This is a genomic window from Pseudomonas sp. B26(2017) (assembly GCF_002113045.1).
GTDB lineage: Bacteria > Pseudomonadota > Gammaproteobacteria > Pseudomonadales > Pseudomonadaceae > Aquipseudomonas.
Genome location: NZ_NEJJ01000008.1, coordinates 134,133 through 160,337 on the forward strand (window position 1 = coordinate 134,133; position 26,205 = coordinate 160,337).

Below are 26,205 nucleotides of genomic sequence, written 5' to 3' on the forward strand. Positions count from 1 at the left end.
ACCATTCCATTGACCTGCCACAGACCCACGACTAACGGACCATGGATAATGGCGTTGTAGTGGCGTTTAATGCAGCCACAACAATGAGAACAAGCGTGGGGTAACAAAATGACGAGAGATGGATCTCTGGTTGCGGCTCGGCCTGCACCAGTTGTTTTGCCGAAGAATCGCTGGATGACGCCGACCCTGCAAAGCATCGCGCTGATGCTGTTGCTGGCCGCGATGACGCTGGGCGAATGGTCCTTATACGTTGGCATGCCGTTGGCGGTACTGATCGTCTGGCTGCCGCGCCTGCGTTCCCGGGCGGTCTCTGATGCGCAACCGGTCGATAGCAGCAACGCGATGTCCGAGCTGACTCGCGACCTTTCGTACACCACCAGTCATAACGCGCTGTCGGCTGCTGGCGTGGCTTTTTCCGTCAAGGAGCTGGCGGGCAAGCTGCAATCGCAACTCGACGCCGCTGCGCAGATCGTCAATAACGCTGAAGTCATGATCGCCACTGAACAGGCCACTTCGCAGCTCAGCCGCGAGGCATTGGGCGCTGCCAGCGAAGCCCATCACAGCAGCGCAGCAGGGCGCACCGAACTGGTGGATTCGATCTCGCGCATGCATCAGCTCAGCCAGCGCGCCAATGCCAGCCGCGAACTGATCGAAGCCTTGAGCCAGCGCAGCGACGATATTCAGCGCGTGACGCTGGTGATCCAATCCATCGCCAGTCAGACCAACCTCCTTGCACTGAACGCCGCCATCGAAGCGGCCCGGGCCGGCGAGCACGGTCGCGGTTTTGCAGTGGTGGCGGATGAAGTGCGCGGTCTGGCGGCGCGTACTGCGACGGCCACTGGCGAGGTGGGCGAGATGGTCGCCGACATTCAGCAACGTACGGCGCAGGTGGTGGAGCAGATCCGTCAGCTCTCCGACGATTTGCACACGGGTGTCGAGCAGGTCGAACACACCGGTCAGCACCTGGAAAACATCGCACGACTGGCGGCCGGTGTAGAAAACCAGGTCAGCGAAATTGCCCGGGGTGCAGAAACCAATCGTGAACAGCTCGACAGCCTGTTCACTGCCATCGAACAGATGCGCAGCGATCTGGCGATCAGCGACCAGCAGACTCGTCGCCTGGCCGAGGCCGCGGTGCAGATGGAGGGCCAGGCAGAATCCATCAGCGAACGCTTGGCCGAAGTCGGGCTGGATGACTATCACCAGCGCATCTACGACCTCGCCCGCGAAGGGGCCAGCCAGATTGCTGCGCGTTTCGAGGCTGACGTCGAGCAAGGGTGCATCAGCCTTGAAGACCTGTTTGACCGCCAGTATCAGCCGATTCCAGGCACCCAGCCGGCCAAGTTCCAGACCCGTTTCGACCGCTACACCGATCAGGTGCTGCCGGCGATTCAGGAACCGTTGCTGCCGCGTCATGAAGGCCTGGTATTCGCCATCGCCTGTACGCAGCAGGGTTATGTGCCGACCCATAATAAGGTGTTCAGCCAGCCGCTGACCGGGGATGTGCAGGTCGATACCGTCAACAATCGCACCAAACGCAAATTCGCCGACCGCACGGGCATCCGCTGCGGCAGCCATCAGCAACCGGTGCTGTTGCAGACCTACACCCGCGATACCGGCGAGCTGATGCACGACCTGTCGGTGCCCATCATCGTCAAGGGACGCCACTGGGGTGGATTGCGTCTGGGCTACAAACCGGAGAAACCGCGCTGAGGCATTGTTGCCGGAACTGCAATTAAGCTGTGCAGCGGCGTTGCTGTTTCCTCTTGATCCACTTCATTAACATGCCCGCATAGTTAGGTTGCTAATGAAGTTGGGAGGTCAGCATGCAATGCAGAGTCGATGTCGCGGTGATGATCGGCAGCGGTGTACCCGCCGGACTGCGCGCGATGGGGCAAAGTGTCTGCTGGGTGGTGCTGCTCAATGGCGAGCAGCGCGGCACCGCTTTTGCCAGTCGCGATGAAGCCGAGGAGTGCAGGGCGGCTTGGCTCGCGCAGTTGGGCGCCAGAACAGAGAACAGCCTGCACTGATCGAAATCATTTGCCCCGGTGCAGGCGCACATTCAGCTCGTCGACCATCACCGCTTCTTCGCCATCGGCACGCAGCCATTCCTTGAGCAACTGCGCTTGTTGCGGGCTCCAGAAGTCGGCGTCGATCAACTTGGTATCGGCTTCCAGCGGATGGGCTTCGATGAAGTCGTCAATCGCCGCTTCCTCCGAAGGCAGCCCCAATTGATCGAACAGGGTTGTCAGGTTGTAGGCAGGCAGTTCCATGGTGTACTCCTTGAAGAATGGCGGGATTGATGACTCTCTTTATCTGAGGTGCTCGCTGGTCAGGAGTTCGATTCGCGATTCCAGAGAACGGGCGAGGGCGCAGGCGGCGTTATGATTCTCGCGGAAACCTCTTACAAGCCCCGTCGACTTTTCCCTGATATGGAAAAAGCTGTTGCCCGCCGGGACCACCTGAAACAACGGCTCCCGACCACAAGGCTCAATTGTAGGATCAGTCTCGAACACTGGAGTGTTCAAGGCAAAGACGGGTTCGTGAGTCACGGCAAAATGCGTCATAGTGCACATATGAAGTCCTTTTCATGGATTGACCCGCATTTACAGGGTGTTGCGGGTAGTCGCGAACAGCATCGCTGCTCTAAAATCGCCAACACCTGTTGACGGTATGGCGCTATCTAAAGCAATTTTTTGCGTGCGATATGTCGGAAAAGTGCTTTTTTTGGTGAGTTTTTTCCCTAAAGTTCGTAGTCAGTTTTCTTTGGCCGGCCTTGACGCGTTTTCCTTCAACATTTGGAGAACGTCTTTGCAGGTTTCGCGAGTGGCATTCCAGTAGTCTTGTGCAACTCGCGTTGAATGAGCACTTCGCTCGCTCAGGCGTATATTCGAGTCATCGCGCAACACCTTCGGCCAAGCCGAATTTTTCTGCCGTGCGCGCTATTCGCGTGCGGCACTCTTTTCAAGTGTGGGGATGTTTCTTTGGCAGTCAGTAACCTCGATATGCATGCTTTGTTCGTGCTCGGTGATTTGCGGGCAAAGCTGGTCAAGCAGTTTCAATCGCGTTTTGTTTACATCACCGAGCAGAACGCCGAAGGCATTTATGTTGCCGAGATCGATACCGAAAGCGCACTGGTGGTCGATGACAAACCTGGCCTCAAGCTCAAGGTCGGTGATCATTTCAGCGCGTCGGTACTGCCGAGCCGTGAAGGCGGCAAGATGGATATCCGCTTTCGCGAAATCAAAATGACCGTTTACGGTCTGGGCGATTACGCGTTCGTCACCACAGCCGACGGCCATGCCATCGTGTTCAAGGAAGGCCATAGCGCGGTCACCGTGTTCGCCGCCAATGAACAACTCCAGGAAGGCCTGACGAAGACCCTGAAAGCCGTCACCGCCAAAGCCGCCAAGTGGCGCAAGGGCGAACTGGTGACGTTCAAGGCCAGCGAGTGAGCCGCGCCGATTTCCATTTGCAGAACCTCGACAGCGCCCGTGATGAAGCTCGTCGATTGTTCGCTGCAAAGGGCGAATTGAAGGGTGCATGGCTGGGTTGGGTTGCCTCGCAGATCTACGCCTTGCAGCCTGCGGAATACGCCAGCATGGTCAGACGCGAGCTGAAGAGCCTGCAGGAAATGTCTGAAAAGTAGCCTTATCCGTTTCATGCCCCTGAAAAAGCAGGAACCTCGTCTACAGTCAGTTGACTGAGTATTCAGAGGCTTGCGGTCTTCTGTCAGGCCATCCTGCTATTGCTGTGAACAGCACGAGGTGCAAAAGCATGAACGGATTTCGACGGTTGCTGGCCGCTGGCCTGACCACCTTCGGCTTGATGACGGCGGTGCCTGCGGTGAGCGCGGCACAGGCGCCGATCCACTTTGCCGACCTGAACTGGGAAAGCGGCAGCCTGATCACCGATGTCCTGCGCATCATCGTCGAGAAGGGCTACGGCCTGCCGACCGACACCTTGCCGGGCACCACCATCACGCTTGAGACGGCGTTGGCCAACAATGACATTCAGGTCATTGGTGAAGAGTGGGCCGGACGCAGTCCGGTTTGGGTCAAGGCCGAATCCGAAGGCAAGGTCGCCAGCCTGGGCGACACAGTCAAAGGGGCGACCGAAGGCTGGTGGGTGCCGGAATACGTGATCAAGGGCGACCCGGCCAAGGGCATCAAGCCACTGGCGCCGGACCTGCGCAGCGTCAGCGATCTCAAGAAGTACAAGGACGTGTTCAAGGACCCGGAAACCCCGAGCAAGGGTCGATTCCTCAACAGCCCGATCGGCTGGACGTCGGAGGTGGTGAACAAGCAGAAGCTCACGGCCTATGGCTTGCAGAATGACTTCACCAATTTCCGCAGCGGCTCTGGTGCGGCACTGGATGCTGAAATCAGCTCATCGATCCGCCGGGGCAAACCGGTGCTGTTCTATTACTGGTCGCCCACGCCATTGCTCGGCAAGTTCAAGCTGGTTCAACTGGAAGAACCGCCGTTCGACGCCGAAGCCTGGAAGACCCTGACCGACGCCGACAATCCCAATCCAAAACCGACCCGTTCACTGGTTTCCAAGCTGTCGATCGGTGTGTCCACGCCATTCCAGAAGCAGTATCCGCAAATTGCCGAATTCTTCAGCAAGGTCGACTTTCCGATCGATGACTTGAACAAGGCGCTGGCCGAAATGAGCGAGAAACACACGGCGCCTCGGGATGCGGCGGTGGCGTTCATGAAAGCGCATCCGGATGTGTGGCAGGCGTGGTTGCCGAAGGACGTAGCGCAGAAGGTTCAGGCAGGTCTGTAGCGATGTGGCGAGGGCACCAGGCCCTCGCCAAAGTGGATCAGAACCTTGTCTGCACTGCCAGCTCGAATGTACGCGGTGTGCCGAGGTAATACGCCGGCGACACATGGGCGAACTCGGCATACACCTCATTCGTCAGGTTACGTACCCGCCCGGTCACCGTGGTGTGCGAATCCACCTTGTAGCTGAGGAAGCTGCCAAACAGTGTGTAGGACGGCACGGTCATGGTGTTGGCGTTATCGGCGAACACCGATGCTACGTACCGCGCATCGACCCCGCCTTGCCATTGCGACGAGAAATCGTAGGTCAACCACAGATTGCCGACTCGGTCCGGCACGTTGGTCGGTGTGTTGCCCTTGCGGGAGACCACTACGCCGGCGGCGTTCTTCTCGTTGAATTCATCGTATTGCGCGTCGACCCAAGCGAAGTTGCCTTCGGCCAGCAACTTGTCGGTGATCCGTAGCGAGCTGGCAATCTCGATGCCTTTCGAAGTCTGCTGGCCGACCGGAATGCTGCTGGTCGGGTCCAGTGGATCCGTCACCGCGAAATCTTTTCGCTCGATAGTGTAGGCGGCCACCGTCGCCGAACCGCGACCGTTCAGATAGTCGAACTTGCCGCCGATTTCCCATTGTTTGCCGGTCGAGACATCAAAGTCCTGAGTGCCATTGGGTTGCTCGGCGGCGGTGCTGTATTGCACGTAGACATTGGCTGACGGAATGAACTGATACGTCAGGCCGACGCGTCCGGTGACTGGCTCCCAGCTGCGCTTCAGATGACGCGGGTTGCTCGCGGTCACCGTGCGATGGTTGGTTACGTCGAGGTCGATGTCGTCGTAGCGCAGGCCTGTGAGCAACGAGAGCTTGTCGGTCAGCGCCAGGCGATTTTCGGCAAACAGCGCTTTGGTCGTCACCTCATTGGTCTTGTCGCTGACAAAACCCGGCATCGTTCCGGGAATGTCATAAAAGTGCCCCGGTCGGTAGTTGTTCGGATTCACCGTGCTGGCGCCTTTGACGTTCAGCGGCGAGTTGGTGGTCTGGTTGACTTTGTACTCGAAACCACCGGACCAGGTGGTGTCGAGGCCGAACAGGGTGTTGTCGTGGCGCAATTCGAACTGGTTGCCGTTCTGCTCGCCCTGGTGTCGAACCTGATACGCGGTGGAGCGATTCACCGCGCTGTTGTCGGCGTTGTATTGATAGGTTTCCAGGTTGCGGTAATCACGTTGGCTGTCGAGGTGATAGAGGGTGTTGCGCAGGCTGGTGCTGTCGTTGATCCGGTAATCGATGATCGAGCGCACCCAGATGGTCCGCTGCTCGTAGCGGCCGTCCTCGACGTTGTAGTTGTTGAAGCGGTTGTGCTTGTCGATCTTCAATTCGCCGGCCTTGGGGTTGAGCACCGGCGTGCCCCAGTACGGGCTGTCCTCGTGTTCGTCCTGATATTCCAGGGCCAGGGTGTGCGACAGGTTTGGCGTCAGGTCGCTGAGCAGCGAGAATGCCACGCTCCAGGCATCGCGTTGCTGGCGGTCGATGTAGCCATTGCTGGTGTTGTGGCTGACATCGAGTCGCGCGTAATGCTGCACGTCGGCACCGGGTTCGGTCAGCGCGTGATTGAGGCCGAATGCGGTTTCGGTGGTGTCGTAGGTGCCATAACTGACTCGACCTTCGACGGCTTGCTCGTCGCGAGTGGCCAGTTTGGTCACGTAGTTCAGCGAACCGCCGACCGAACCGGCGCCGTTGATCAGTGAAGACGGGCCGCCCAACAGTTCGACCCGGTCATAAATCCACGAATCCACGGGGCGCGCCAGTCCGCCGGAAACGTTGACGCCGTTGAACATCTGGGTGATCTGGCTGCTGGTGAAACCGCGGTAGGAGACGAACCCGCCAAAGCCAGGCGGCGCACTGGCGTTCACCCCCGGCAAGGTGTTGGCTGCGTCCTGAAAGTTTTGCGAACCGTGACGTTCGATGTCATTGCGGTTGGCGATGGCCACCGAAGCCGGGGTGTCACGCACGCTAAGGCCAAGACGCGAGGCCATGCCGCTGGATTGGTCGAGGCTCAGGCCGGGTTCTGCGCCGGACTCGCCATCAATGGTGATCGGCGCCAGATCGACCGTGGATTGCGCCCAGACGTTGACCGACAGGCAGCCGCACAGGCTCGCCAGCAAGGTAAGTTGTTTCATCGATTGAATCCTGAATGCTTGTCTCGGAGTCAGCGCACAGGCGAACGCCGCGCGTTGGCGCAGTGGGCTGACAAATCAAAAAGGGCAAGGACACTCAGGCGAGCGGCGGAGCGCGGGGATTGGCCGAAGGCCAGATGAAGCGGGCAGGGAGGTCAGCGCTGACAATGGCCGGCAGCGGCGGGCTGTGTTGTTCCGGCAGGATAGCCAGGGTCAGGCTGGAGTTGAACGCCGGACCCATACCGCCAGTGGAGCACAGCGGGCAGCCGAAGGCCTTGGCCAGCGTCGGCAGTTTTTCTTCGGCGGGATTCGAGGCGAGCGGCGCCTGGGTGCTCGGGTCGACGGCGCAGAACTGGCCGCCGATACCGTTGAGCTGCATGCCGACCATTTGTCCGTGACCGATGCTGCAGGCGAACACGTTGAACAGAACGCAGCAATAGAGCATCCAGGCCAATAGTGAGCGATCGGTACGGGTGAATTTCATGGGGCGGCACTTTACCGCACCGCCGACCGGTCGTGCACATGGAAAAATGCCGACTAGGATGTTTTGTTCAAATCCCTTTAAAGGATTCTCGACCATGACCTTTGTGTTGGCTCAATGGCTGGTGACGATATTCGCGGTAATCAGCCTGATGCATGTGTATTGGGCGATGGGTGGGCAGTGGGCGGCCGTGGCCGTGGTGCCGCAGGTTCCGGTGGACAGCGGCGGGCTGACTCTCAGGCCGGCGTTCAAGCCGTCAGGCTGGATCACGCTGGTGGTGGCGGCAGCCCTGCTACTGATTGCCGCACTGGTATGCATGCGAGTGGGATGGTGGCTGCCCGTCGTGCATCACTGGGCACTGCAATGGGTGATCAGCGCGATTGCACTGCTGATGTTTGCGAGGGCGATTGGCGATTCGGAGCTGGTCGGTTTTTTCAAGGAAGTGAAGGGGTCGCGGTTTGCCCGGCTCGACACTTGGGTTTACTCGCCGTTGTGTCTGATATTGGGAGCCGGGCTCTTGGCTGTTGCCTGGATCTAGCTGCCGGTTTCAGTGCGCCGGCTGCTGACTTCGGCCGGCACGTCATCCCCGGCCATGCGCTTGCGGAACAACGCCGCCCGCGCCAGGAGCAAGGTGGTCACCGGTACGGTGATCGACAGCAGAATCGGGATCAGCCATGCGTGCAGCACCGGCCCGGACTTGAGCGCGGAAAAACAGATGATCGATGCCAGTGCCACGCACCACGCACCGAGTGTCGAGGCCAGCGCCGGTGGGTGCATGCGTTGAAAGTAGTCCTTCATCCGCAGCAGTCCGGTTGCGCCGATCAGGGCGAACACGCCGCTGAGGACCAGCAGGATCGCCACCGGGATTTCCACCCACAGAGACAGTTCAGCGTTCATTCGATCACCTCGCCACGCAGGAGGAATTTCGCCAGGGCAAACGAGCCGACGAAGCCGAACAGCGCGATCAGCAGCGCCGCTTCGAAGTAGGTGTCACTGGAATAGCGGATCCCCAGGGTCAGCATCATCAGCATGGCGACGATGTACAGGTAATCCAGCGCCAGTACCCGGTCCTGCGCCGACGGGCCTTTGAACAGGCGTACGAGTGTGAGGACCATCGCCAGGGAAAACAGGAACAGCGTCAGCAGAATCGCGTTCGACAGCAGCGGACTCATTCGAAAATCTCCATCAACGGCTGCTCGTAAGTGACCTTGAAGTGCTGGATGAATTGCGCCTCGTCATCCAGATCCCAGACGTGCAACAACAGAATGCTGCGATCGAGCGCCAGTTCCGACCACACCGTGCCGGGCACCACCGTACAGATCATCGACAGCGCCGCCAGACCGTTGGCATCGCGCAGGTCCAGCGGCACCTTGATGAAGCGTGAACGAAGCGGCCGGCGGCCGGCGTTGAGTACGCCCCAGGCCACTTGCAGGTTCGAGACGATCACGTCACGCCCGACCAGCAGAAACAAACGCAGAATCGTGCCCGGGCGGCGGATGTGAATCCGTTGCGGGCGCAGTTTGCGCATCATCAGCGGGGCACAGAAACCAAGTACGGCACCCAGCAGCAGATTGCCCGGGCTGACCGACAGGTTCAGCACCAGCCAGAGCAACCACAGCGCCAGCGACAACCAAGGAGCAGGAAACAGTCGCTTCATGGTTGCACCTCCAGCAGTGCGGCCTTGGCTTCCGGGCTCGGCACGGCGCGGGTGCCGAGCACCGCCATCACGTATTGCTGCGGATTGTTCAGGGCATCGGCTGCCGCCTGCGTGTAACGCAGCAGCGGTTCAGCCTTGAAGGTCAGCGCGATGCACAGGCCGAGCAGCAGGAAAATCGGCGTGCATTCCAGTTTGCGCAGCAGCGGCGATGGTCGTTCTTCTGGTGACCAGAAGCGCTGGATCCCCAGCCGCGAGAACGCCATCAGCGAGCCGAGTCCGGTCAGGATAAGCAGGGCCAGCAACGCCCAGGCGGCATTCGAAATCGGTTCGCCAGCGCCGAGGCCAAGCGGATTGAGCAGGGCGCCGATCAGGCTCAGCTTGCCGATGAACCCGGACAGCGGTGGCATGCCGATAATCAGCAGCGCGCAGGCAATGAAGCTCAGACCGAGGAAGGCCATGGTCCACGGGATCACCTGACCGACTACCGCTTTCTGATCGTCGTCGAGGTTGATGCCCTTGACCGGTCGTTGCCATTGCTGCGGACGTGGGAGCAGCTCGTTTTCGTCTTCCAGTGGAACTTCGATGGCGGTACGCGAGCGTTCGATCAATTCGGCCAGCAGGAAAAGCGCGCTCAATGCCAGGGTCGAGCTGACCAGATAGAACAGCGCTGCGCCGATCAGGTTCGGTTGGGCGAAACCCACGGCCGACAGCAAAATCCCCGCCGACACCAGAATGCTCAGACTGGCCATGCGTTCCAGGCGTTGCGCGGCAATGATCGCCACGCCTGCGCCGGCCATGGTGGCCATGCCGCCGTAGATCAGCCAGTCACCGCCGAAGTAAGCCGAAGCGCCCGCTTGGCCGGAGAACAGCAGCGTCCACAGGCGCAGCAAGGTGTAGACGCCGACCTTGGTCATGATCGCGAACATGGCTGCCACCGGCGCGCTGGCCGAGGAATAGGCCGGCACCAGCCAGAAGTTCAGCGGCCACATGCCGGCCTTGGCCAGGAAGGCCACGGCCAGAATCCCCGCGCCGGCGTGCAGCAGGCCACGGTCGGCCTCAGGCACCAGAGGAATCTTCAACGCCAGATCCGCCATGTTCAGCGTGCCGGTCACGCCGTAGATCAACGCCGCGCCAATCAGGAACAGCGACGAGGCCAGCAGATTGATCGAGATGTAATGCAACCCCGACGAGACCCGCGCCCGGCCCGAGCCGTGAAGCAGCAGGCCGTAGGACGCGGCCAGCAATACCTCGAAGAACACGAACAGGTTGAACAGGTCTGCCGTCAGGAACGCGCCGTAGAGGCCCATCAGCTGTATCTGGAACAACGCGTGGAAGCTCGACCCGGCGCCGTCCCAGCGGGCCATGGCGAACAGCAGGGCACTGACGCAGATGATCCCGGTCAGCACCAGCATCAATGCCGACAGACGATCGACCACCAGCACAATGCCGAACGGCACCTGCCAGTTGCCCGGCAGGTACACGCCGATGGAGCCGGGCACGCCGGTGGTCTGGGTCCATTGCAACAGCATCACCGAAATACCGAGGCCGAGGAGGCTGGAGAACAGGTTGATTTTCGCCTTCAGCGGACGGTGCTTTTCGCCGAGCATCAGCATGATGGCGGCGGTCAGCAGCGGCAGCAGGATCGGTGCGGCGATCAGGTGAGTCATCGCCGTCATTCCTTGGGCTCCCTTCCGTCAACGTGGTCGGTGCCGGTCAGGCCCCGTGAGGCTAGCAACACCACCAGAAACAATGCGGTCATGGCGAAGCTGATGACGATGGCCGTCAGCACCAGCGCCTGGGGCAGCGGGTCGGTGTAATTGAGCAGGTCCTGCGGTACGCCGTCCTTGATGATCGGCTCCTTGCCGATGAACAGGCTGCCCATGCTGAAGATGAACAGATTGACACCGTAAGACAGCAGGCACAGGCCCATCACCACCTGGAACGTCCGTGGTCGCAGGATCAGCCACACTCCGGACGCGGCGAGTACGCCGATGGCGATTGCGATGACTTCTTCCATCAGACGGCTCCTTTGGCGGCAGCGGTTTTGTGGCCCCGGACCGATTGGTGGGCGAGGGCGGTGAGGATCAGCAAGGTCGAGCCGACCACCACGGCGTAGACGCCGATATCGAAGAACAGCGCGCTGGCGATATGGATGTCACCCAGCAGCGGCACGCTGAAATGCCAGGTGTGGGTGGTCAGGAACGGGTAGCCGACCGCCATCGCCCCAAGACCGGTAACGATAGCGAAGAGCAGACCGGTGCCCATCCAGCGCAGCGGCCGCAGGCTCATTTGCGCCTCGACCCACTGGGTGCCGGCGACCATGTATTGCAGGATGAACGCCACCGACATCACCAGACCGGCGACGAAGCCGCCACCCGGCTGGTTGTGCCCGCGCATGAACAGGTAGAACGACACCACCAGCGCAATCGGCAGCAACAGGCGCACCAGCACCGCCGGCACCATCATGAAACCGAGCGCGGTGTCGCTGGCCGAGCGCGGGTTGACCAGATCGGTGACCACGTCGGGGGCGAGCAGGCGTTGCTGGGCCGGCAGTTGCAGGCTTTCTTTCGGTGGGCGGAAACGACGCAGCAGGGCGAATACGGTCAGTGCCACGGCGGCGAGCACGGTGATTTCGCCCAGGGTGTCGAAACCACGGAAATCCACCAGCATCACATTGACCACGTTGCTGCCGCCGCCCTCGGGCAGGGCACGGCTCAGGTAAAACGAGGAAATATCGTTCGGCGTCTGCCGGGTCAGCATCGCATAGGACAGCAGCGCCATGCCGCCGCCGACGGCAATCGACAGCAACAAGTCGCGCAGACGCCGCACTCGCGCCTTGCGCAGGCTGCTCGGCAGCGGCGAAACCTCTTCGATCCGCCGTGGCAGCCAACGCAGGCCGAGCAGGATCAGTACGGTGGTCACCACTTCGACCACCAGCTGTGTCAGGGCCAGATCCGGCGCCGAGAACCAGACGAAGGTCACGCAGGTCATCAGTCCGCAGACGCTGACCATGGTCAGGGCGGCGAGCCGGTGATACTTGGCCTGCCAGGCGGCGCCGAGAGCACAGGCGATTGCCAGCAGCCACAGGGTCACGAACACGATCGAGCCCGGGATCTTCGGCCGGTCGCCCCAGCTCAGGCTGCTGTGCAGCATCGGGATCAGGCCGGCCAGCACTGCCGCCAATACCATCAGGAATAGCTGGGTTTGCAGACGCTTGGTGCCGATCCGCCGCTCCAGCCGCCGGGCCAGGCGCATCATCGCCACCAGACTGCGCTCGAACATTCGCTTGCCGTTGAAGCGTCCGGCCAATGGCGGGTACTTGAAGCGCCCGCGCTTGAGCTGATTGCGCAGCAGCAGATACAGCACGATGCCGCCGGACATGGCGATCAGGCTCATGATCATCGGTGCATTGAGACCGTGCCAGATCGCCAGACTGTATTGCGGCAGCTCGCCACCCACCACTGGCAATGCCGCAGCGGCGAGCAGCGGCCCGACGATTTGAGCCGGGAAAATGCCCACCAACAGACAGGTAAATACCAGCAGTTCAACCGGCGCCCGCATCCAGCGTGGCGGCTCGTGCGGCGTATGCGGCAAGTCGGTGGCAGTCGGGCCGAAGAACACATCAACGGTGAAGCGCAGCGAGTAGGCCACGCTGAACATGCCGGCGATGGTCGCGACGATCGGCAGGCTGGTTTCAACCCACGCCGTGGCATTGATGAACACGGTTTCGGCGAAGAACATTTCTTTCGACAGGAAACCGTTGAGCAGTGGAACGCCGGCCATGGATGCACTGGCGACCATGGCCAGAGTGGCGGTAAACGGAATCAGCTTGAACAGACCATTGAGCTTGCGGATGTCGCGGGTGCCACTTTCGTGGTCGATGATCCCGGCGGCCATGAACAGCGAAGCCTTGAAGGTCGCGTGGTTGAGAATGTGGAACACCGCGGCCACGGCGGCCAGGGGACTGTTCAGGCCCAGCAGCAGCGTGATCAGGCCGAGGTGGCTGATGGTCGAGTAGGCCAGCAAACCCTTGAGGTCGTTCTGGAACATCGCGCAATACGCGCCGAGCAGCAGCGTGGCGGCACCGGCGCCGCTGACGATATAAAACCATTCTTCGCTGCCGGACAGCGACGGCCACAACCGTGCCAGCAGGAAAACCCCGGCCTTGACCATGGTCGCCGAGTGCAGGTACGCCGAAACCGGTGTTGGCGCCGCCATCGCGTGCGGCAACCAGAAGTGGAAGGGGAACTGGGCGCTTTTGCTGAGGGCGCCGATAAGAATGAGGGGAAGCAGGATAGGGTAGAGGGCATGTGCGCGAATCAGATCGCCGGCGGCCAGGACCTTGTCCAGGTCATAGCTGCCGACGACATGGCCGAGGATCATGACCCCCGCCAGCAGGCACAATCCCCCGGCGCCGGTGACCATCAACGCCATGTACGCACCACGGCGCGCGTCGTGGCGGTGGTGCCAGTAGCCGATCAGCAGGAACGAGAAGAGGCTGGTCAGTTCCCAGAAGAACACAATCTGGATCAGGTTGCCGGAGATCACCAGCCCGAGCATGGCGCCCATGAACGCCAGAAAGAATGCGAAGAAACGCGGCACCGGATCGTCCGGCGACATGTAATAACGGGCATATAGGGAAACGAGGGTGCCGATGCCCAGCACCAGCATTGAGAACAGCCAGGCGAAGCCGTCCATGCGCAGAACGAAGTTCAGGCCCAGGCTGGGCAGCCATGTGAATTCTTCGCGAATTACGCCGCCATGAGCGATCTGCGGGTACAGCATCGCGACCGAGACAGTGCCGATCAACGCGACCAGACCTGCCAGCAGGGATTCGGCGTTACGTGCGTTGTGCGGCAGCACGGCTGCCAGACAACTGCCCAGAAAAGGCAGAAGCAGTAGAACTATCAGAGACATAGGCTTCTAATCTGCGGAAGTTTGTGAAGCATCATACGTGCCAGCTCCCGGATCGCCAAACGCGAGGATGTCTCTGAATCCTACAAAGTAGCCGTAAAACCCGCGTTTAGCCTTCGGTCTCGTGCTCCAATTCTTCCGTGACCGTTTGTGTCTCTTTGCCTTTGGTCTTCAATTCACTGACGATTACCGCCGCCACGATCAGCCCCGCACCCACCAACGCAATCGCTGGCAGACGCTCCCCCGCGATACGCCCAACGATCCCGGCCCACACCGGCTCACCGGCGTAGATCAAGGTCGCCCGGGTCGGCGAAACGCTTTTCTGCGCCCAGTTCATCGCCACCTGAATCGCCGCACTCATCGCGCCCAGCCCCAGGGCGGTGCTCAGCAACAGCCACGAAAAATCCGGAATCGCCTCACCGGTCGGCACCACCATCAAGAACGACAGCACCGAAGTCGTCGCCAGTTGCACCACGGTTACGCGGCGCACATCGACCTGCCCGGCATAGTTGCTGATCAGGATGATTTCGGCCGCTATCGCGATGGCGCTGATCAGCGTGGCGATTTCACCGGGGCTGAAATTCAGTGAAGCCCCGGATGGCCCGGAAAGCAGCATCAGCCCGGCAAACGCCAGCATGATGCCGATGCTCGGCATTAAACTCGGGCGCCGACCGAGCACCAGCCATTGCAGCAGTGGCACGAACGGCACATACAGCGCGGTGATGAACGCCGACTGGCTGCTGGGAATGCTCTGCAGACCAACGGTCTGCAAGCCATAACCGAGCATGATCGCCACGCCGATAAAGGCACCGGCCTTGAGTTCGAACAGGGTCAGTTCACGCAGGTGTTTCCACGAGAACAGCGCCACGATGCTCGCGGCGGCGGCAAAGCGCAGACCGACGAAAAACATCGGGCCGCTGACCGTCATGGCGTGCTGCACCAGCAGGAAGGTGCCGCCCCAGAGCATGGTGATCAGCACCAGCACGCACTCGGCTTTGCTGAACCGGTGAAACCGCAGGGGAGTTTGGGAGGAGTTGGCTGACGTCATGACCTTGCGCACTATTTAGGAAGAGACGCACAATGCGCCAAATGTTGCGCAGTATACTGCCCAGTCCCAGCCAGTGAGCAATATAGTGCACAGAGATTCCATTCAGCGGGCTTCGGTCCTGCAACACGTCAGCCAGAATGTCCGGCGCCTGCGCCACGCCGCCGACATGAGCCAGACGGCCCTCGCGGAAAAATCCGGGGTCAGCCGGCGGATGCTGGTGGCCATCGAGGCCGGCGAAAAGAATGTCAGCCTGACCACCCTCGACCGTGTCGCCGAAGCCCTCGAAGTAGCCTTCAGCGATCTGATCCAGGCCCCGGACAATCGCGATCCCGGCCGTATCAACGAACTGGCCTGGGCTGGCAGCATCCCCGGCAGCAAAGCCGTTTTGCTGTCCAAGGCCAGCGCCACCCGTGCAGTGGAACAGTGGGAATGGTGCCTGCAACCCGGCGAGGTTTATCCTTCGCAGCCGGACGCCGAAGGCTGGAGCGAACAGATTTTCGTGTTCGAGGGCTGCCTGACGCTGATGCTCGGCGACCAACCCCAACAGATTGCAGCCGGGGAGTTTTTCATGTTCGCCAGCAATCAGCCGCACACCTATCGCAACGATGGGGAAGTGGCGGCGCGTTTCGTGCGCAATGTGGTGATCTGACTGACACAGAACCCGACAGCGGATCGCGTCGGCAGGAGAAAAAAGTCGCGTCCGTCTAGACGTCCTCGCGGCGTCTGAATGACACTGGCCCGAGCCTATCCTCAGTTGCGAGACCGGCATGACTCAATCCGATACGACCGCCCTGCGTCACGCCGACATTCTGATTGTCGGCGGCGGCCTGAGCGGCACGATGCTGGCGGTGCAATTACTGCGTTTGCCGGGTCGCAGAAAAATCCTGGTGATCGAGCCCCGGGCCGAGTTGGGCCGGGGCGAAGCGTACAGTGCGGTGGAGCTGGGCCATACGCTCAACGGCAACGCAGCCCGGATGAGCGTCGATCCGGACAATGCCGATGACCTGACTCAGTGGCTGACCGATCACATCGCCGGCGGCGGTTGGCCGGAGTCGGATCAGCAACATGTGCCGGTCAGCGAACTGTTTCCACCGCGGGGGCTGTTCGGTGTGTACGTGCAACAGCGTCTTGCCGAAGCGCAGCAGGTGGGCGCGCAACAGGGGGCGACGGTCGAGCATGTGCGCGCCGAAGTGGTCGATGTTCAGGCCTCCAGCGATTCCGTGCAGCTCACCTTGAATGACGGTCAGCAACTGCGCGGCGCTTTTGCAGTGTTGGCGACCGGGATGTTCCCGGCGGCCCGCACACCGCAAAAGGAGTCCAGCGGCCTTAATGCAGCGGCGCTGGATCCGTGGGATGTCGCGGCCATGCGCCAGCTTGATCCGCAGTCGACGGTACTGATCATCGGCTCCGGCCTGACCATGGTCGATGCCGTGGTGTCGCTGGAGCAGGCCGGGCATCGCGGGCCGATCGAGGTGTTTTCCCGGCATGGGTTGCTGCCCCATGTCCGTCGACAACCGCCCGCATGGGTGGACTTCCTCGCTGAAGATCACAGCATCTGCACGCCACGCCAGTTGTTGCGCGAATTGCGCCGGCATTGTCGCGACGCCATCGCACAAGGCATCGACTGGCAGGCACCGCTGGACACCGTACGTGCGCACATCGGTCGGTTGTGGAGCCAGGCCAGCGATGTGCAGCGGCGTCAGTTTGTACGTCATGTGCGGCCGTGGTGGGAAAGTCATCACCATCGTTCACCGCCGCTGAGTGCGGAACTGGTCGAGCGTCTGCACCGGGAAGGGCGATTGCGCATTCATGCGGCGTCTTACAAGGGACTTGAGTCGGCGTCGGGCGACGGGGTGAGTATCCGCGTTCGCCCTCGCGGCGAGGCTGATACCCGCGTGGTGCAGGGCGCGGCATTGATCAATTCCAGCGGCATCGAATACGACTGGCGCCGGGTCGCACGACCTTTGCCGCAGCAATTATTGGCGCGCGGTCTGGTTCGTCCGGGGCCGTTGGCGCTGGGCATTGCGGCGGCGGTGGACGGCGCTGTGCTGGATGAAGAGGGTCGGGTCTCGAACCGCTTGTTCGCCATGGGCCCGCCGTTGCGCGGCATGTGGTGGGAAAGTACTGCCGTGACCGATGTGGCAGCGCAGGCCAAGGCACTGGCCGCGCGACTGTTGCGCTGATGCCCGAATGCAAGAAACCCCGCTTCGGCGGGGTTTCCTGTTTCTGGCAGCTCAAACCGGTCACTCAGTAGCGCTGATATTTGGAACCGAATTCCGGACGGTTTTCCGCGACGTACAGTTTGGTCTGTTCGGCATTTTGTTGCAGGTTGAGGTTGCCTTTGTGTTCGGCATCAATGCCGACGGTGTCGACGTTCAGGGTGCCGGACTGGCCAACGGTCGCAGCCGCGACAACCGGAGTGCTGGCGTGTGGGGCAGCGATGGCGGAGGTGGCGCCGATCAGGGAAACGATGAAGCCAAGTGCGATGATGTCTTTCATGATGTTGCTCCAGGGAGTGGGGAGAAGATGGGGCCCACTCTAGTGCTGGAGAGATTTAATGTGAAAACACCCTTGCGCATAGTCGTTATCGAAGGCGTTGATGCCTGATCAGCGCGGTAGGGTATTGCTCAGCCAACGCTGGCGCATCTGCTCCAGACGACCATCGGCCCGCAGCGTATCCAGCGCCTGCTGCCAGCGTGCGACCTGTTTCGGATCGGTCTGCGGCGAAAAGGCAATGTAGGTGTTCTGTTTCATCAACGGGATCTGGTACTGCAAGCGCGCCGGCTCGATGCCTTGTTCGCGGGCCAGGGCAGCCTTGGACCAGGTATCGGAGACCACGAAATCGGTACGCCCCAGGCTGAACAGCCGCATCATCTGCTCCGGGGTTTCCACGCCGTAGAGGTTGTTCAGGTCTTGCCCTTGCAGATAGCTGTAGACCAGCCATTTGCGCGGCACGGTGATCCGGCCCATATGATCGGCTTCACGCAGACTGTGCACGGGAGGCTGGAGATTGTCGCGGGCGTACAGCGCGGTTTCGACTTCGATCAGCGGCCCGACCCATTGATAGCGATCGTCACGGTCGTCGGTCCGCAGCACGGTGAATACGCCGGTGTCGGGGGTATCGCTGGCCACGCGCAGGGCGCGCAGCAACGGGACTTGTTGCAGGTGGATGCGATCGCCGGTCTGGGTCGCCAAGGCCTGTACCACGTCCACCCCGAATCCTGCGAGTTGATTGCCTTGCATGAAATGCAGGGGCGGGTGGTTGTCGGTAAGCAGTTGCAGATCCGCCGCGCTGGCCGTCAGGGCCAGCACGGACAGCAGACAGGCGGCAAATCGTTTCATGGATCGTCCCTGAACAAATCAATCGCGCAGCTTAGTACGCGCCACGACGGCTGTCGTGGGGAAACAGCGGGGCTTTTGTGTCAGAGAACAAGGCGGTTCGGTAGTGAACGCTGCGGGGGCTGAGCGCCCCCGGCAGGAATCGACAACGGCGGGTCTAAACGATCAGTAACGCTGGTACTTGGAACCGAACTCGGGACGGTTCTCGGCGACCAGCACGCTGCGAGTCGAACGTTCGCGCAGTTCCTGCAAGCGATCCGCACCCCCTTCGGCGACACGTTCGCGCAACTCTTGCAAACGGTCCGCGCCACCTTCGGCAACGCGATCTTTCTGCAGGTTTTCCGAGCCGTATTCGGCGACCAGCGGCTGGGAGCTGGCGGACGCCAGGTCGGCCAGGGCCAGGCCGCCGAGCAGACTGATGGCGAGTACCAGGGATTTCGAGGATTTCAACATGGTGTTTCTCCTTGCGTCTGAGATGAGTGAGCCAGTGCTTTCTGGTGGGTTCATTCAAACGCGAGGGTGTATCGCTGGTATGTGGTGTTGCGGCCCGAAAACACGGGTTACGTATCTGCGTGGCGAATTTATACAGAGCGATACAAATCCATCAGGATTCGGCGAGCATCTCTACGGCGAAGGAGAAAACATAACCTTCGTTGCGCACGGTCTTGATGTAAGTCGGCTCGCGGGAGTCGTCCAGCAGACGCTGGCGCAGGCGACTGACCAGCAAATCGATGGAGCGGTCGAACAGGTCGGCGTCGCGGCCCTGGGTCAGGTTGAGCAACTGGTCGCGGCTGAGCACCCGTTGCGGATGGTCGAGAAACACCCGGAGCAGGCGATACTCGGCGCCGCTGAGGGCGACCATGGTGTCGTCTTCATCGAGCAAATGACGGGCGGTGGTGTCCAGGCGCCAACGGCCGAACGCCAGCAGGCGCCCGGTTTCGGTGATCAGCAGATTGGGTGGCAGCATTCGCGTGCGGCGCAGCACGGCATTGATCCGCGCCAGCAGTTCGCGGGCGGCGAAGGGTTTGGTCAGGTAATCGTCGGCGCCCATTTCCAGGCCGAGGATGCGGTCGGTCTGGTCGTCGCGGGCGGTAAGCATCAGGACCGGGATCGCCTTGTGCTTGCCGGCGCGCAACTCGCGGCACAGCACCAGCCCGTCATCGCCGGGGAGCATGATGTCGAGCACGATCAGGTCGACCGTGTTGGCTTCCAGAAAACTGCGCATCTGCCGGCCATCGGCGACCACGGTGCTGCGCAGGCCGTTCTTGGTCAGGTAATTGCCGACCAGCTCGCGGATCTCGCGGTCATCGTCGACGATCAGAATGTGGTTGATGTGATCCATGGTTCACACTCTTTTTGTGGGAGCGGGCTTGCTCGCGAAAGCGGTCCGTCAGTCAACAAAGATGCTGAGTTCGATGGCCCCTTCGCGGGCAAGCCCGCTCCCACAGTGTTATGGGATGGCCTGAAGAATGGGGCTCCAGGCTTATGCATTGATGGTGTCAGGACACCACGCGATAGCACGGCACATACGCCGCGCCGCCCGGCAGTTTCATTCGGTGCTGGGCGACGAAGGCTTTGAGCAGCAGATCGAGCGGCTGCATGATCGCGGCGTCGCCACGGATCTGGTACGGCCCGTGTTCCTCAATCAGGCGAATGCCCTTGTCCTTGACGTTGCCGGCGACGATCCCGGAGAACGCGCGGCGCAGGTTGGCTGCCAGTTCATGGGGCGGCTGGTCGCGGTGCAGCTTGAGGTTGGCCATGTTTTCGTGGGTCGGGTCGAACGGGCGCTGGAAGCCCTCGTCGATCTTGAGCAACCAGTTGAAGTGGAACGCGTCGGCACGTTCGCGGCGGAACTGCTTCACGGCCTTGAGGCCCGCGGTCATCTGCCGCGCCACTTCGGCCGGGTCGTCGATGATGATTTCGTAGTGCTTCTTCGCTGCTTCGCCGAGGGTCGCCGTGACGAAAGCGTCGAGCTGTTCCAGGTATGGCGCGGCATGTTTCGGCCCGGTCAGGATCACCGGGAACGGCAGGCCGGCGTTGTCCGGGTGCATCAGGATGCCCAGCAGGTACAGGAATTCTTCGGCGGTGCCGGCGCCGCCCGGGAAGATGATGATGCCGTGGCCGACGCGGACGAAGGCTTCCAGACGTTTTTCGATGTCCGGCAGGATCACCAGCTCGTTGACGATCGGGTTCGGCGCTTCGGCGGCGATGATGCCCGGCTCCGTCAGGCCCAGGTAGCGGCCGCCGTGAATGCGCTGTTTGGCGTGGGCAATCGTCGCGCCTTTCATCGGACCTTTCATCACGCCCGGGCCGCAGCCGGTGCAGATGTCGAGGCTGCGCAGGCCCAGTTCGTGGCCGACTTTCTTGGTGTATTTGTATTCTTCGGTGTTGATCGAGTGGCCGCCCCAGCACACGACGATTTTCGGCTCGACGCCCGGACGCAAGGTGCGCGCGTTGCGCAGCAAGTGGAAGACGTAGTCGCTGATGCCCTGGGAGGTGCTGAGGTCAATGCTCAGGGCATCGAGTTCGTTTTCGGTGTAGACGATGTCGCGCAGGGCGCTGAACAGCATTTCCCGGGTGCTGGCGATCATTTCGCCGTCGACGAAGGCGTCGGCCGGGGCGTTCAGCAGTTCCAGGCGTACACCGCGATCCTGCTGATGGATGCGGATTTCGAAGTCTTTGTAGGCTTCAAGGATGGTTTTTGCGTTGTCGACATGCGCGCCGGTGTTGAGGATGGCCAGGGCGCACTGGCGAAAGAGGGTGTAGGTGCTGCCGGTTCCGGCCTGGCTCAGTTGCTGAACTTCACGTTGGGAAAGGGTTTCGAGGCTGCCTTTCGGGCTGACCGAGGCATTGATTACGTGTCGTTGGGTCATGCAGTGATCCTTAAAACGATGTCATTGCCGACATGGCCAATGGCATCCGAATAGTGTGTATCCATGAATGAAGATGGCACGATCTGCGTGGTATCGCCATGTCCCCGTTGGACGTTGAAAAGATGAAAAGGCGCTCCAGCATAGCTAAATCCGCCTCAGAGGCGATAATGCGCAGCCTCTTTTTAACTCAAGCCATGGAAGCCTGTCGCGATGTTCGAGATTCAACCGATCGATGCCGTCACTTATCGCCAGCAGACCCGGCGCAGCACGCTGATCATCGCGGTGCTGTTTCTGGTGCTGGCGATGGTGTTTTCGACTGCGGCAGTGGCACTGTTCGGCGAGCCGGGCGGGGATAACCTGCGATTCAATGTCGGCGGGGTGTTTGGCGCATTCCTGCTGACGGCGGCGTTGCTGCGCGGGCGTTTCTGGAATCAGACCTGGATGGCCCCGGCGGTGTACGGCTGGCGGCTCAAGCGCAGCCTGATGAGTGTCACCAACGTGATGCATCAGGTGACGGCGGCGGTGGAGAAGGGCGATCCGGTGGCGATGAAGGTGCTGCGTTTCTACCACCTGGGCCTGACCCAGATGCATGAGCTGGACGGCAACTCCAGCGATCACGCGCAATTGCACCGGGAAGTCGAAGCACACAAGGCGCGGATGGAGGCGCTCGGCCTGGACACCGATCAGCCGCGCCTCGATCCGGCCTGGCTGGAAACCTTGAAAGCGCGTTAAAACGGAATGCGCGCGGCGCGTCCAAGTTTCCAGCGGCGAATCAGACGCCCGTAGACCAGCAGGTTGACCATCAGCACCACGCTGCCCAGTACCAGCTGAATCTGCGGTGTCAGCCCGGCCGGGTAGATGATCGGCCACACGTAATGTTCGATGAAACCGCCGGCGTACTCGGTCTGCCCGGCAGCGTGGCGCATCAGGTTTTCCCAATAGGTCAGTGGACAGGTCAGGTGCAATACCTCGACCGCCACGCCCCAGGCCGCCGCCGGCAAGTGCAGCCAGAACAATCGTGGCCACTTGAGCACCAGCAGCCCGCCGAACAGCACGAACAGAATGAACAGCAAATGAAACAGCACCAGCCCGTCGCCGGCTATTCGATACAGCATGTCGTCTCCCTGACGCGTGTGTGAATGGTTGCCATGTTACGCCGGTAAACGGCTGCCAGAAGGAAGGTTTTGCGCCAACTGCGCAAGATTGTTCAAGCCATCCACGGGCGTTTGTTGGCAGAGTCCGGGGTCTTGTCTCACGGTTGAAGAGTGTTATGTCTGACTCATTAATGCCGCGCAGTGCCTTTCTTCGCGGAGCCGCGGCGATCATGCCGTTATCCCTGGCCACCGCGCCCTGGGGGCTGCTGGCCGGTTCCATGGCGATCGAAGCCAACCTCACGCCGCTGCAAGGGCAGGGCCTGTCGAGCATCGTGTTCGCCGGCGCGGCACAGTTGGTGGCGATCGGCATGCTCAAGGGTGGCGCGGGGATTTTTTCGATTCTGCTGACGACCTTGCTGCTGACGTCGCAGCATTTGCTCTACGGCATGAGCATGCGCCACGTGATTTCGCCGTTGCCGGGGCGCTGGCGCATCGGCCTGGGCTTTTTGCTCACCGATGAACTGTTCGCCCTGACCAGTCAGCACGACCGCGAGCAGTTCAATCGCTGGTACGCGTTGGGCGTCGGTCTGACGTTCTACATCGCCTGGAACCTCTTCACTCTGGCCGGCATCGTGCTTGGCAGCAGCATTCCGGGGCTTGAACACCTGGGGCTGGACTTCTCGATTGCCGCAACTTTCATCGCCCTGATCACCCCGGTTGTGCGCAATGTACCGACAGTGGTTTGCGTGGCGGTGTCGCTGTTCTGCTCGGTGCTGTTCAGTTATTGGCAGTGGGGCTCGGCGCTGGTGCTGTCGGGACTGGCGGGTATGACTGCCGGGTTTATCTGCAACAAGTTGTATCGGGAGCGCACATGATGGTCTGGGCAGTGATTATCGGCATGGGGATTCTGGTGTTCCTGAACCGTTACGTGTTTCTCGAACCGCGCTTGCCGGTGCGTCTGAGCAGCAACGCACGGCAGTTTCTCGGTTTTGCCGTGCCGGGCATGTTGACCGCAATTTGCGGGCCGATTGTATTCATGCCGGACAAACAACTGAATCTGCAGTGGGATAACCCTTATCTGCTGAGTTCACTCGTGGCAATCGGCCTGGTGATCTACACACGCAATACGTTACTCAGCATGCTGTTGAGCATGGCGTTCTTCTTTCTATTGCGCTGGTGGCTATAAGTTGCGGGTGTTCTACGCTTAATGGATGAATTTGATTAGCGAGGTGAACATGGCAACCGAGCAGAAACGTCCCGAAGAAGATGATGAACCGAGTGAAGAAGAGATCGAGCGGGAGAAACACAAGGAGCAGACCTGGAAGCATGACGACAGCCGAGAGTTGTCCGACCGTGATCAGGAACGCCCGCTGAAACCCTGAACGCCACAACGAAAAAGCCCCGCGATCGCGGGGCTTTTTCGTTTCATCAAAGATCTTCCAGCTGCGTGAAATCGGGGTGGGAGGCCCGATAACCCAAAGTCTTGTCGATCCAGGCATTCAGCTCGTTGACCATCACCGGCGGGTGGCAGGGGTAGTTTTCGAGGGTGGCGCGCAGGATACGGTCGATATCGGGTACGTCACGCAGGTTTCGAGTCTTGATGTAGTGGGCGATAAAACAGTCGAGTTGAAAGCGTTCTGTCGTGGACAGATGAATACACTCCAGGCCGATGACCTGTTTGATTGCAAAATCGTCGCGCAACTTAGTTCTCTGCAAGGTTTGTTAAGTTTGTGGGGTATTCCTGGTTTTACTGACTCTTTGGTCAGCTGGTATGCCAATAGGAAATGCGGCGCGCATGCTATCCGTAGTGTTTCTAAAAGTATGTATGGCGATTGAAATGTCAGACAGGCGGTTAGTTCACTCAAACGACTGTGTCAGCGCCGTGTTTCGCGAATGAAACACCGTGTGTAACGCGCAGGATTCAATTCGTGGATGGCTGCTCTTGATAACGTACCGCGCCGGCATTTATTTACGTCACCGCTTCAATCAATTCAGCACCCTGATTGCGGGAGTTACCGACCGCTTTGCCGACTTTGTGCCATTCAAACGCTTCGCTGGGCTCGGCCTCGAACAACAGCATCTGCTCGGCGCGCTCCGTGGGTGTGGCGGGATCGAGCCATTCCAGCACCCGATCGGCGCTCAGCACGATCGGGCGCCGGTCGTGCACATCGAGGAGGCCACCTTCGCTGTTGGCAGTGATGATGACGAAGCCGTCGTCGTCCCGTGGAGGTTCGCCGGGTGTCGGAAGCTGGCCGATGGCGGCGCAGAAAACCGGCTGATGATCGGCCCGACGAATCAGCCACGGCTGTCGGCTCTTGTCGGGCCCGTCGACCCACTCGAACCAGTTGTCGACCGGCACGATCAGTCGATGGCGCCAGATCGCTCGAAAGAACGGCCCATGAGCGACTTTTTCCACCCGCGCGTTGATCGGCGCCGCGCGATCCTTCGCCCAGTGCGGGCGCCAGCCCCAGCGCAGATTGTCGGCGTACAGCCGTTGCTGGTACTGGTGAAGGATCGCCAGTGACGTGGTGGGCGCGGCGTTGTAATGCGCCAGCGGTGCGTCGCCAACGTGATTGATCAGCGCATCGGGAATGCTCAGCACCGCGACGAAATCGTGAATGCCCCGGTATTGCGACAGTCTTCCGCACATTGGCCGACCCTCCGGCGAACAGCTGCCTGAAGGTTTGAGCTTAGTTGCACGGATCAATCCTTGCTGCCCTGGCCGGTGAGTGCGAGCGCCTGAACCAAATCCTGTGTATCTTTATCCAACCTCGGCCCATCTCATTGGGTCGCAGGGAGGCAACAGCGGCGAGGGAGTTTTGCCATTCGACAACATGACCGCAACGGTCGGGCTCAAGGCAAAACATGACACAGTGGTTCAAGCTTTTCTGCGCGATGGCGGTGGCCGTCGGGTTGGCCGGATGCATCGCCGCTCCCATCGAAATGACCCCGCAGACCGAGGCCCGGCTCAAAGAACAGGCGCCTGTGCGGTTTCTGTTGACCTTCGATGACGGGCCCAGCGCGTCGAGTTTTTTCAATCCCACCGACACTGTGCTCGACAGCCTCAAGGACAACCCGCTGCAACCGGGCATCAAAGCGGTGTTTTTTGTCCAGACCGGCGCGCCCCGGGCGGGCAATAGCGAGATCGGCCGGCGAGTCATGCGCCGCGAGCACGCTGAAGGGCATGTTCTGGGCTTTCACACCGCCACCCATTGGCACACCAATCATCGATTGCTCGACCCGGATGAACTCGAAACTTCGCTGACCAACGGTTCGGCGGATATCGCGGCGATCACCGGCGCGCCGCCAACGTTGCTGCGTCCGCCGTTCTGGAATTACGACAAACGCACTTTCGCCGCCTATCAGCAGCACCATATGCGGGTGTTGCTGACCGACCTTAGCGCCAACGATGGCAAGATCTGGGGCTTCAACGCCAGCCCCCGGCGGCGGGCGAACATGCTGCGTCAGCTGTCGGAAGTCCGCGAACAGATAGCCCTCGGCGAATTGCCAACAGTGGACGGGGTAATTCCGGTGGTGGTGACCTTCCATGACCTCAATCGCTACACCGCTCGACACACTCGTGAGTACTTGCAGATTCTGCTCGACAGCGCCGCCGCCACCGGTGTGCGACTGGCGGACAAACCGTTCTATGACGATCGCGCGGCGCTTGAAAAAGCCGCGCTGGCGCGCACCGTGCAAGAGTCGTCGAAACCGGTGAACCTGCCGGGAATCTGGAACTGGATCTGGGATCACGACGCTCACTGAGTGCGGCGAATTGAAGATGTGAAGCCGTTGGCAAATTTTGCGGTGGGCGGCGCAAACAGAGCGGCCAAAGCTCATC

General features: G+C 60.8%; 32 protein-coding genes. 13 read left to right on the forward strand and 19 right to left on the reverse strand.

Translation table 11 applies throughout. The features are described 5' to 3' along the window. Positions 1–489 precede the first annotated feature (489 nt). Both CAF79_RS13895 and CAF79_RS13900 read left to right on the forward strand, forming a co-directional pair. The gene (locus CAF79_RS13895; RefSeq protein WP_371917927.1) at positions 490–1,713 is read left to right on the forward strand and encodes a methyl-accepting chemotaxis protein; all 1,224 of its coding nucleotides are present in this window, start codon (positions 490–492) and stop codon (positions 1,711–1,713) included. Positions 1,714–1,826: 113 nt separating this feature from the next. After that, the gene (locus CAF79_RS13900; protein WP_085698234.1) at positions 1,827–2,030 is read left to right on the forward strand and encodes a hypothetical protein; all 204 of its coding nucleotides are present in this window, start codon (positions 1,827–1,829) and stop codon (positions 2,028–2,030) included. Positions 2,031–2,036: 6 nt separating this feature from the next. On the opposite strand, the gene CAF79_RS13905 is transcribed toward CAF79_RS13900, so the two are convergent. Together CAF79_RS13905 and CAF79_RS29435 are read right to left on the reverse strand one after the other, a co-directional pair. Then, complete coding sequence (locus CAF79_RS13905; RefSeq protein ID WP_085687730.1) at positions 2,037–2,273, reverse strand: DUF2789 family protein; 237 nt, start codon at positions 2,271–2,273, stop codon at positions 2,037–2,039. A gap of 39 nt (positions 2,274–2,312) precedes the next feature. Then, positions 2,313–2,576: a hypothetical protein gene (locus tag CAF79_RS29435; RefSeq protein WP_085698235.1), complete on the reverse strand. Its 264-nt coding sequence runs from the start codon at positions 2,574–2,576 to the stop codon at positions 2,313–2,315. 408 nt (positions 2,577–2,984) lie between these two features. On the opposite strand from CAF79_RS29435, the gene CAF79_RS13915 reads away from it, so the two are divergent. From CAF79_RS13915 to CAF79_RS13925, 3 genes are all read left to right on the forward strand, one after another. Continuing rightward, positions 2,985–3,455 (forward strand): hypothetical protein, encoded by a 471-nt coding sequence (locus tag CAF79_RS13915; protein WP_007950541.1) that lies wholly within the window; start codon positions 2,985–2,987, stop codon positions 3,453–3,455. Further along, positions 3,452–3,649, forward strand: coding sequence for a hypothetical protein (locus CAF79_RS13920; RefSeq protein ID WP_085698236.1), 198 nt, complete (start codon positions 3,452–3,454; stop codon positions 3,647–3,649). The genes CAF79_RS13915 and CAF79_RS13920 overlap by 4 nt, the downstream gene beginning before the upstream one ends. A 128-nt stretch (positions 3,650–3,777) precedes the next feature. Beyond that, a complete protein-coding gene (locus tag CAF79_RS13925; protein WP_085698237.1) occupies positions 3,778–4,791 on the forward strand; it encodes an ABC transporter substrate-binding protein in 1,014 nt (337 codons plus the stop codon). A gap of 37 nt (positions 4,792–4,828) precedes the next feature. On the opposite strand, the gene CAF79_RS13930 is transcribed toward CAF79_RS13925, so the two are convergent. Both CAF79_RS13930 and CAF79_RS13935 read right to left on the reverse strand, forming a co-directional pair. Next, positions 4,829–6,961 (reverse strand): TonB-dependent siderophore receptor, encoded by a 2,133-nt coding sequence (locus tag CAF79_RS13930; RefSeq protein ID WP_085698238.1) that lies wholly within the window; start codon positions 6,959–6,961, stop codon positions 4,829–4,831. Between the two features lie 94 nt (positions 6,962–7,055). Then, positions 7,056–7,442 (reverse strand): DUF2946 domain-containing protein, encoded by a 387-nt coding sequence (locus tag CAF79_RS13935; protein WP_011334690.1) that lies wholly within the window; start codon positions 7,440–7,442, stop codon positions 7,056–7,058. A gap of 94 nt (positions 7,443–7,536) precedes the next feature. Between CAF79_RS13935 and CAF79_RS13940 the strand changes: the two genes are divergently transcribed. Further along, on the forward strand, positions 7,537–7,977 hold the full coding sequence (locus CAF79_RS13940) for a DUF3995 domain-containing protein (protein ID WP_085698239.1): 441 nt from the start codon (positions 7,537–7,539) through the stop codon (positions 7,975–7,977). Here the strand turns inward: CAF79_RS13940 and CAF79_RS13945 are convergent. From CAF79_RS13945 to CAF79_RS13975, 7 genes are all read right to left on the reverse strand, one after another. After that, positions 7,974–8,336 (reverse strand): Na+/H+ antiporter subunit G, encoded by a 363-nt coding sequence (locus CAF79_RS13945; protein ID WP_007950534.1) that lies wholly within the window; start codon positions 8,334–8,336, stop codon positions 7,974–7,976. The genes CAF79_RS13940 and CAF79_RS13945 overlap by 4 nt on opposite strands. Beyond that, positions 8,333–8,611, reverse strand: a complete 279-nt coding sequence (locus CAF79_RS13950) for a K+/H+ antiporter subunit F (protein WP_007910754.1) — start codon at positions 8,609–8,611, stop codon at positions 8,333–8,335. Before CAF79_RS13950 ends, CAF79_RS13945 begins: the two co-directional genes overlap by 4 nt. After that, the gene (locus CAF79_RS13955) at positions 8,608–9,096 is read right to left on the reverse strand and encodes a Na+/H+ antiporter subunit E (protein ID WP_085698240.1); all 489 of its coding nucleotides are present in this window, start codon (positions 9,094–9,096) and stop codon (positions 8,608–8,610) included. The genes CAF79_RS13950 and CAF79_RS13955 overlap by 4 nt, the downstream gene beginning before the upstream one ends. Beyond that, positions 9,093–10,772, reverse strand: a complete 1,680-nt coding sequence (locus CAF79_RS13960) for a monovalent cation/H+ antiporter subunit D (RefSeq protein ID WP_085698241.1) — start codon at positions 10,770–10,772, stop codon at positions 9,093–9,095. The genes CAF79_RS13955 and CAF79_RS13960 overlap by 4 nt, the downstream gene beginning before the upstream one ends. Beyond that, positions 10,769–11,113, reverse strand: a complete 345-nt coding sequence (locus tag CAF79_RS13965) for a Na+/H+ antiporter subunit C (protein WP_003192163.1) — start codon at positions 11,111–11,113, stop codon at positions 10,769–10,771. The genes CAF79_RS13960 and CAF79_RS13965 overlap by 4 nt, the downstream gene beginning before the upstream one ends. Next, positions 11,113–14,013, reverse strand: coding sequence for a monovalent cation/H+ antiporter subunit A (locus CAF79_RS13970; protein WP_085698242.1), 2,901 nt, complete (start codon positions 14,011–14,013; stop codon positions 11,113–11,115). The genes CAF79_RS13965 and CAF79_RS13970 overlap by 1 nt, the downstream gene beginning before the upstream one ends. Positions 14,014–14,119: 106 nt before the next feature. Further along, positions 14,120–15,058: a DMT family transporter gene (locus CAF79_RS13975; RefSeq protein WP_085698243.1), complete on the reverse strand. Its 939-nt coding sequence runs from the start codon at positions 15,056–15,058 to the stop codon at positions 14,120–14,122. A gap of 85 nt (positions 15,059–15,143) precedes the next feature. Between CAF79_RS13975 and CAF79_RS13980 the strand changes: the two genes are divergently transcribed. Continuing rightward, on the forward strand, positions 15,144–15,707 hold the full coding sequence (locus CAF79_RS13980; RefSeq protein ID WP_085698244.1) for a helix-turn-helix domain-containing protein: 564 nt from the start codon (positions 15,144–15,146) through the stop codon (positions 15,705–15,707). Between the two features lie 118 nt (positions 15,708–15,825). Continuing rightward, positions 15,826–17,241: an FAD/NAD(P)-binding protein gene (locus CAF79_RS13985; protein WP_085698245.1), complete on the forward strand. Its 1,416-nt coding sequence runs from the start codon at positions 15,826–15,828 to the stop codon at positions 17,239–17,241. 64 nt (positions 17,242–17,305) lie between these two features. Here the strand turns inward: CAF79_RS13985 and CAF79_RS13990 are convergent, their stop codons facing one another. The 5 genes from CAF79_RS13990 to ppnN form a co-directional block, all read right to left on the reverse strand. Beyond that, entirely contained in the window at positions 17,306–17,557 is a 252-nt protein-coding gene (locus CAF79_RS13990; protein ID WP_085698246.1) for a hypothetical protein, read from the reverse strand. Between the two features lie 108 nt (positions 17,558–17,665). Continuing rightward, the gene (locus CAF79_RS13995; protein WP_085698247.1) at positions 17,666–18,400 is read right to left on the reverse strand and encodes an ABC transporter substrate-binding protein; all 735 of its coding nucleotides are present in this window, start codon (positions 18,398–18,400) and stop codon (positions 17,666–17,668) included. Between the two features lie 162 nt (positions 18,401–18,562). Beyond that, positions 18,563–18,850 carry a hypothetical protein gene (locus CAF79_RS14000; protein ID WP_085698248.1) on the reverse strand — a complete coding sequence of 96 codons (288 nt, stop codon included), beginning with the start codon at positions 18,848–18,850 and terminating at the stop codon, positions 18,563–18,565. A 151-nt stretch (positions 18,851–19,001) separates the two neighbouring features. Beyond that, positions 19,002–19,739, reverse strand: coding sequence for a response regulator (locus CAF79_RS14005; protein ID WP_085698249.1), 738 nt, complete (start codon positions 19,737–19,739; stop codon positions 19,002–19,004). 157 nt (positions 19,740–19,896) lie between these two features. Then, positions 19,897–21,270 (reverse strand): nucleotide 5'-monophosphate nucleosidase PpnN, encoded by a 1,374-nt coding sequence (gene ppnN / locus CAF79_RS14010; protein ID WP_007950520.1) that lies wholly within the window; start codon positions 21,268–21,270, stop codon positions 19,897–19,899. 210 nt (positions 21,271–21,480) lie between these two features. Between ppnN and CAF79_RS14015 the strand changes: the two genes are divergently transcribed. Continuing rightward, positions 21,481–22,002: a DUF3087 domain-containing protein gene (locus tag CAF79_RS14015; RefSeq protein ID WP_085698250.1), complete on the forward strand. Its 522-nt coding sequence runs from the start codon at positions 21,481–21,483 to the stop codon at positions 22,000–22,002. Here the strand turns inward: CAF79_RS14015 and CAF79_RS14020 are convergent. Further along, positions 21,999–22,385, reverse strand: coding sequence for a DUF2784 domain-containing protein (locus CAF79_RS14020; protein WP_085698251.1), 387 nt, complete (start codon positions 22,383–22,385; stop codon positions 21,999–22,001). The genes CAF79_RS14015 and CAF79_RS14020 overlap by 4 nt on opposite strands. Before the next feature lie 155 nt (positions 22,386–22,540). Here CAF79_RS14020 and CAF79_RS14025 point away from each other — a divergent pair, with 155 nt between their 5' ends. The 3 genes from CAF79_RS14025 to CAF79_RS29150 are packed head-to-tail and all read left to right on the forward strand — an operon-like array spanning position 22,541 to position 23,746. Beyond that, positions 22,541–23,239, forward strand: coding sequence for an AzlC family ABC transporter permease (locus CAF79_RS14025; protein WP_085698252.1), 699 nt, complete (start codon positions 22,541–22,543; stop codon positions 23,237–23,239). Next, on the forward strand, positions 23,239–23,550 hold the full coding sequence (locus tag CAF79_RS14030; protein WP_166742327.1) for an AzlD domain-containing protein: 312 nt from the start codon (positions 23,239–23,241) through the stop codon (positions 23,548–23,550). Before CAF79_RS14025 ends, CAF79_RS14030 begins: the two co-directional genes overlap by 1 nt. A gap of 49 nt (positions 23,551–23,599) precedes the next feature. After that, positions 23,600–23,746 carry a hypothetical protein gene (locus CAF79_RS29150; RefSeq protein ID WP_007950514.1) on the forward strand — a complete coding sequence of 49 codons (147 nt, stop codon included), beginning with the start codon at positions 23,600–23,602 and terminating at the stop codon, positions 23,744–23,746. A gap of 46 nt (positions 23,747–23,792) precedes the next feature. Here the strand turns inward: CAF79_RS29150 and CAF79_RS14035 are convergent, their stop codons facing one another. Both CAF79_RS14035 and CAF79_RS14040 read right to left on the reverse strand, forming a co-directional pair. Continuing rightward, positions 23,793–24,065, reverse strand: coding sequence for a hypothetical protein (locus CAF79_RS14035; RefSeq protein ID WP_085698253.1), 273 nt, complete (start codon positions 24,063–24,065; stop codon positions 23,793–23,795). A 268-nt stretch (positions 24,066–24,333) separates the two neighbouring features. After that, entirely contained in the window at positions 24,334–25,014 is a 681-nt protein-coding gene (locus CAF79_RS14040) for an SOS response-associated peptidase family protein (RefSeq protein ID WP_085698254.1), read from the reverse strand. A 215-nt stretch (positions 25,015–25,229) separates the two neighbouring features. Here CAF79_RS14040 and CAF79_RS14045 point away from each other — a divergent pair, with 215 nt between their 5' ends. Continuing rightward, entirely contained in the window at positions 25,230–26,129 is a 900-nt protein-coding gene (locus tag CAF79_RS14045) for a polysaccharide deacetylase family protein (RefSeq protein ID WP_085698255.1), read from the forward strand. Positions 26,130–26,205 lie beyond the last annotated feature (76 nt).

What these genes read in the sequence shown, in the direction of transcription:
- CAF79_RS13895 (WP_371917927.1), top strand. Translation starts at nt 490, where the DNA reads ATGATCGCCACTGAACAGGCCACTTCGCAGCTCAGCCGCGAGGCATTG.
- CAF79_RS13900 (WP_085698234.1), top strand. Translation starts at nt 1,827, where the DNA reads ATGCAATGCAGAGTCGATGTCGCGGTGATGATCGGCAGCGGTGTACCC.
- CAF79_RS13905 (WP_085687730.1), bottom strand. Translation starts at nt 2,273, where the DNA reads ATGGAACTGCCTGCCTACAACCTGACAACCCTGTTCGATCAATTGGGG.
- CAF79_RS29435 (WP_085698235.1), bottom strand. Translation starts at nt 2,576, where the DNA reads ATGTGCACTATGACGCATTTTGCCGTGACTCACGAACCCGTCTTTGCC.
- CAF79_RS13925 (WP_085698237.1), top strand. Translation starts at nt 3,778, where the DNA reads ATGAACGGATTTCGACGGTTGCTGGCCGCTGGCCTGACCACCTTCGGC.
- CAF79_RS13930 (WP_085698238.1), bottom strand. Translation starts at nt 6,961, where the DNA reads ATGAAACAACTTACCTTGCTGGCGAGCCTGTGCGGCTGCCTGTCGGTC.
- CAF79_RS13935 (WP_011334690.1), bottom strand. Translation starts at nt 7,442, where the DNA reads ATGAAATTCACCCGTACCGATCGCTCACTATTGGCCTGGATGCTCTAT.
- CAF79_RS13940 (WP_085698239.1), top strand. Translation starts at nt 7,537, where the DNA reads ATGACCTTTGTGTTGGCTCAATGGCTGGTGACGATATTCGCGGTAATC.
- CAF79_RS13945 (WP_007950534.1), bottom strand. Translation starts at nt 8,336, where the DNA reads ATGAACGCTGAACTGTCTCTGTGGGTGGAAATCCCGGTGGCGATCCTG.
- CAF79_RS13950 (WP_007910754.1), bottom strand. Translation starts at nt 8,611, where the DNA reads ATGAGTCCGCTGCTGTCGAACGCGATTCTGCTGACGCTGTTCCTGTTT.
- CAF79_RS13955 (WP_085698240.1), bottom strand. Translation starts at nt 9,096, where the DNA reads ATGAAGCGACTGTTTCCTGCTCCTTGGTTGTCGCTGGCGCTGTGGTTG.
- CAF79_RS13960 (WP_085698241.1), bottom strand. Translation starts at nt 10,772, where the DNA reads ATGACGGCGATGACTCACCTGATCGCCGCACCGATCCTGCTGCCGCTG.
- CAF79_RS13965 (WP_003192163.1), bottom strand. Translation starts at nt 11,113, where the DNA reads ATGGAAGAAGTCATCGCAATCGCCATCGGCGTACTCGCCGCGTCCGGA.
- CAF79_RS13970 (WP_085698242.1), bottom strand. Translation starts at nt 14,013, where the DNA reads ATGTCTCTGATAGTTCTACTGCTTCTGCCTTTTCTGGGCAGTTGTCTG.
- CAF79_RS13975 (WP_085698243.1), bottom strand. Translation starts at nt 15,058, where the DNA reads ATGACGTCAGCCAACTCCTCCCAAACTCCCCTGCGGTTTCACCGGTTC.
- CAF79_RS13985 (WP_085698245.1), top strand. Translation starts at nt 15,826, where the DNA reads ATGACTCAATCCGATACGACCGCCCTGCGTCACGCCGACATTCTGATT.
- CAF79_RS13990 (WP_085698246.1), bottom strand. Translation starts at nt 17,557, where the DNA reads ATGAAAGACATCATCGCACTTGGCTTCATCGTTTCCCTGATCGGCGCC.
- CAF79_RS13995 (WP_085698247.1), bottom strand. Translation starts at nt 18,400, where the DNA reads ATGAAACGATTTGCCGCCTGTCTGCTGTCCGTGCTGGCCCTGACGGCC.
- CAF79_RS14000 (WP_085698248.1), bottom strand. Translation starts at nt 18,850, where the DNA reads ATGTTGAAATCCTCGAAATCCCTGGTACTCGCCATCAGTCTGCTCGGC.
- CAF79_RS14005 (WP_085698249.1), bottom strand. Translation starts at nt 19,739, where the DNA reads ATGGATCACATCAACCACATTCTGATCGTCGACGATGACCGCGAGATC.
- ppnN (WP_007950520.1), bottom strand. Translation starts at nt 21,270, where the DNA reads ATGACCCAACGACACGTAATCAATGCCTCGGTCAGCCCGAAAGGCAGC.
- CAF79_RS14015 (WP_085698250.1), top strand. Translation starts at nt 21,481, where the DNA reads ATGTTCGAGATTCAACCGATCGATGCCGTCACTTATCGCCAGCAGACC.
- CAF79_RS14020 (WP_085698251.1), bottom strand. Translation starts at nt 22,385, where the DNA reads ATGCTGTATCGAATAGCCGGCGACGGGCTGGTGCTGTTTCATTTGCTG.
- CAF79_RS14025 (WP_085698252.1), top strand. Translation starts at nt 22,541, where the DNA reads ATGTCTGACTCATTAATGCCGCGCAGTGCCTTTCTTCGCGGAGCCGCG.
- CAF79_RS14030 (WP_166742327.1), top strand. Translation starts at nt 23,239, where the DNA reads ATGGTCTGGGCAGTGATTATCGGCATGGGGATTCTGGTGTTCCTGAAC.
- CAF79_RS29150 (WP_007950514.1), top strand. Translation starts at nt 23,600, where the DNA reads ATGGCAACCGAGCAGAAACGTCCCGAAGAAGATGATGAACCGAGTGAA.
- CAF79_RS14040 (WP_085698254.1), bottom strand. Translation starts at nt 25,014, where the DNA reads ATGTGCGGAAGACTGTCGCAATACCGGGGCATTCACGATTTCGTCGCG.
- CAF79_RS14045 (WP_085698255.1), top strand. Translation starts at nt 25,230, where the DNA reads ATGACACAGTGGTTCAAGCTTTTCTGCGCGATGGCGGTGGCCGTCGGG.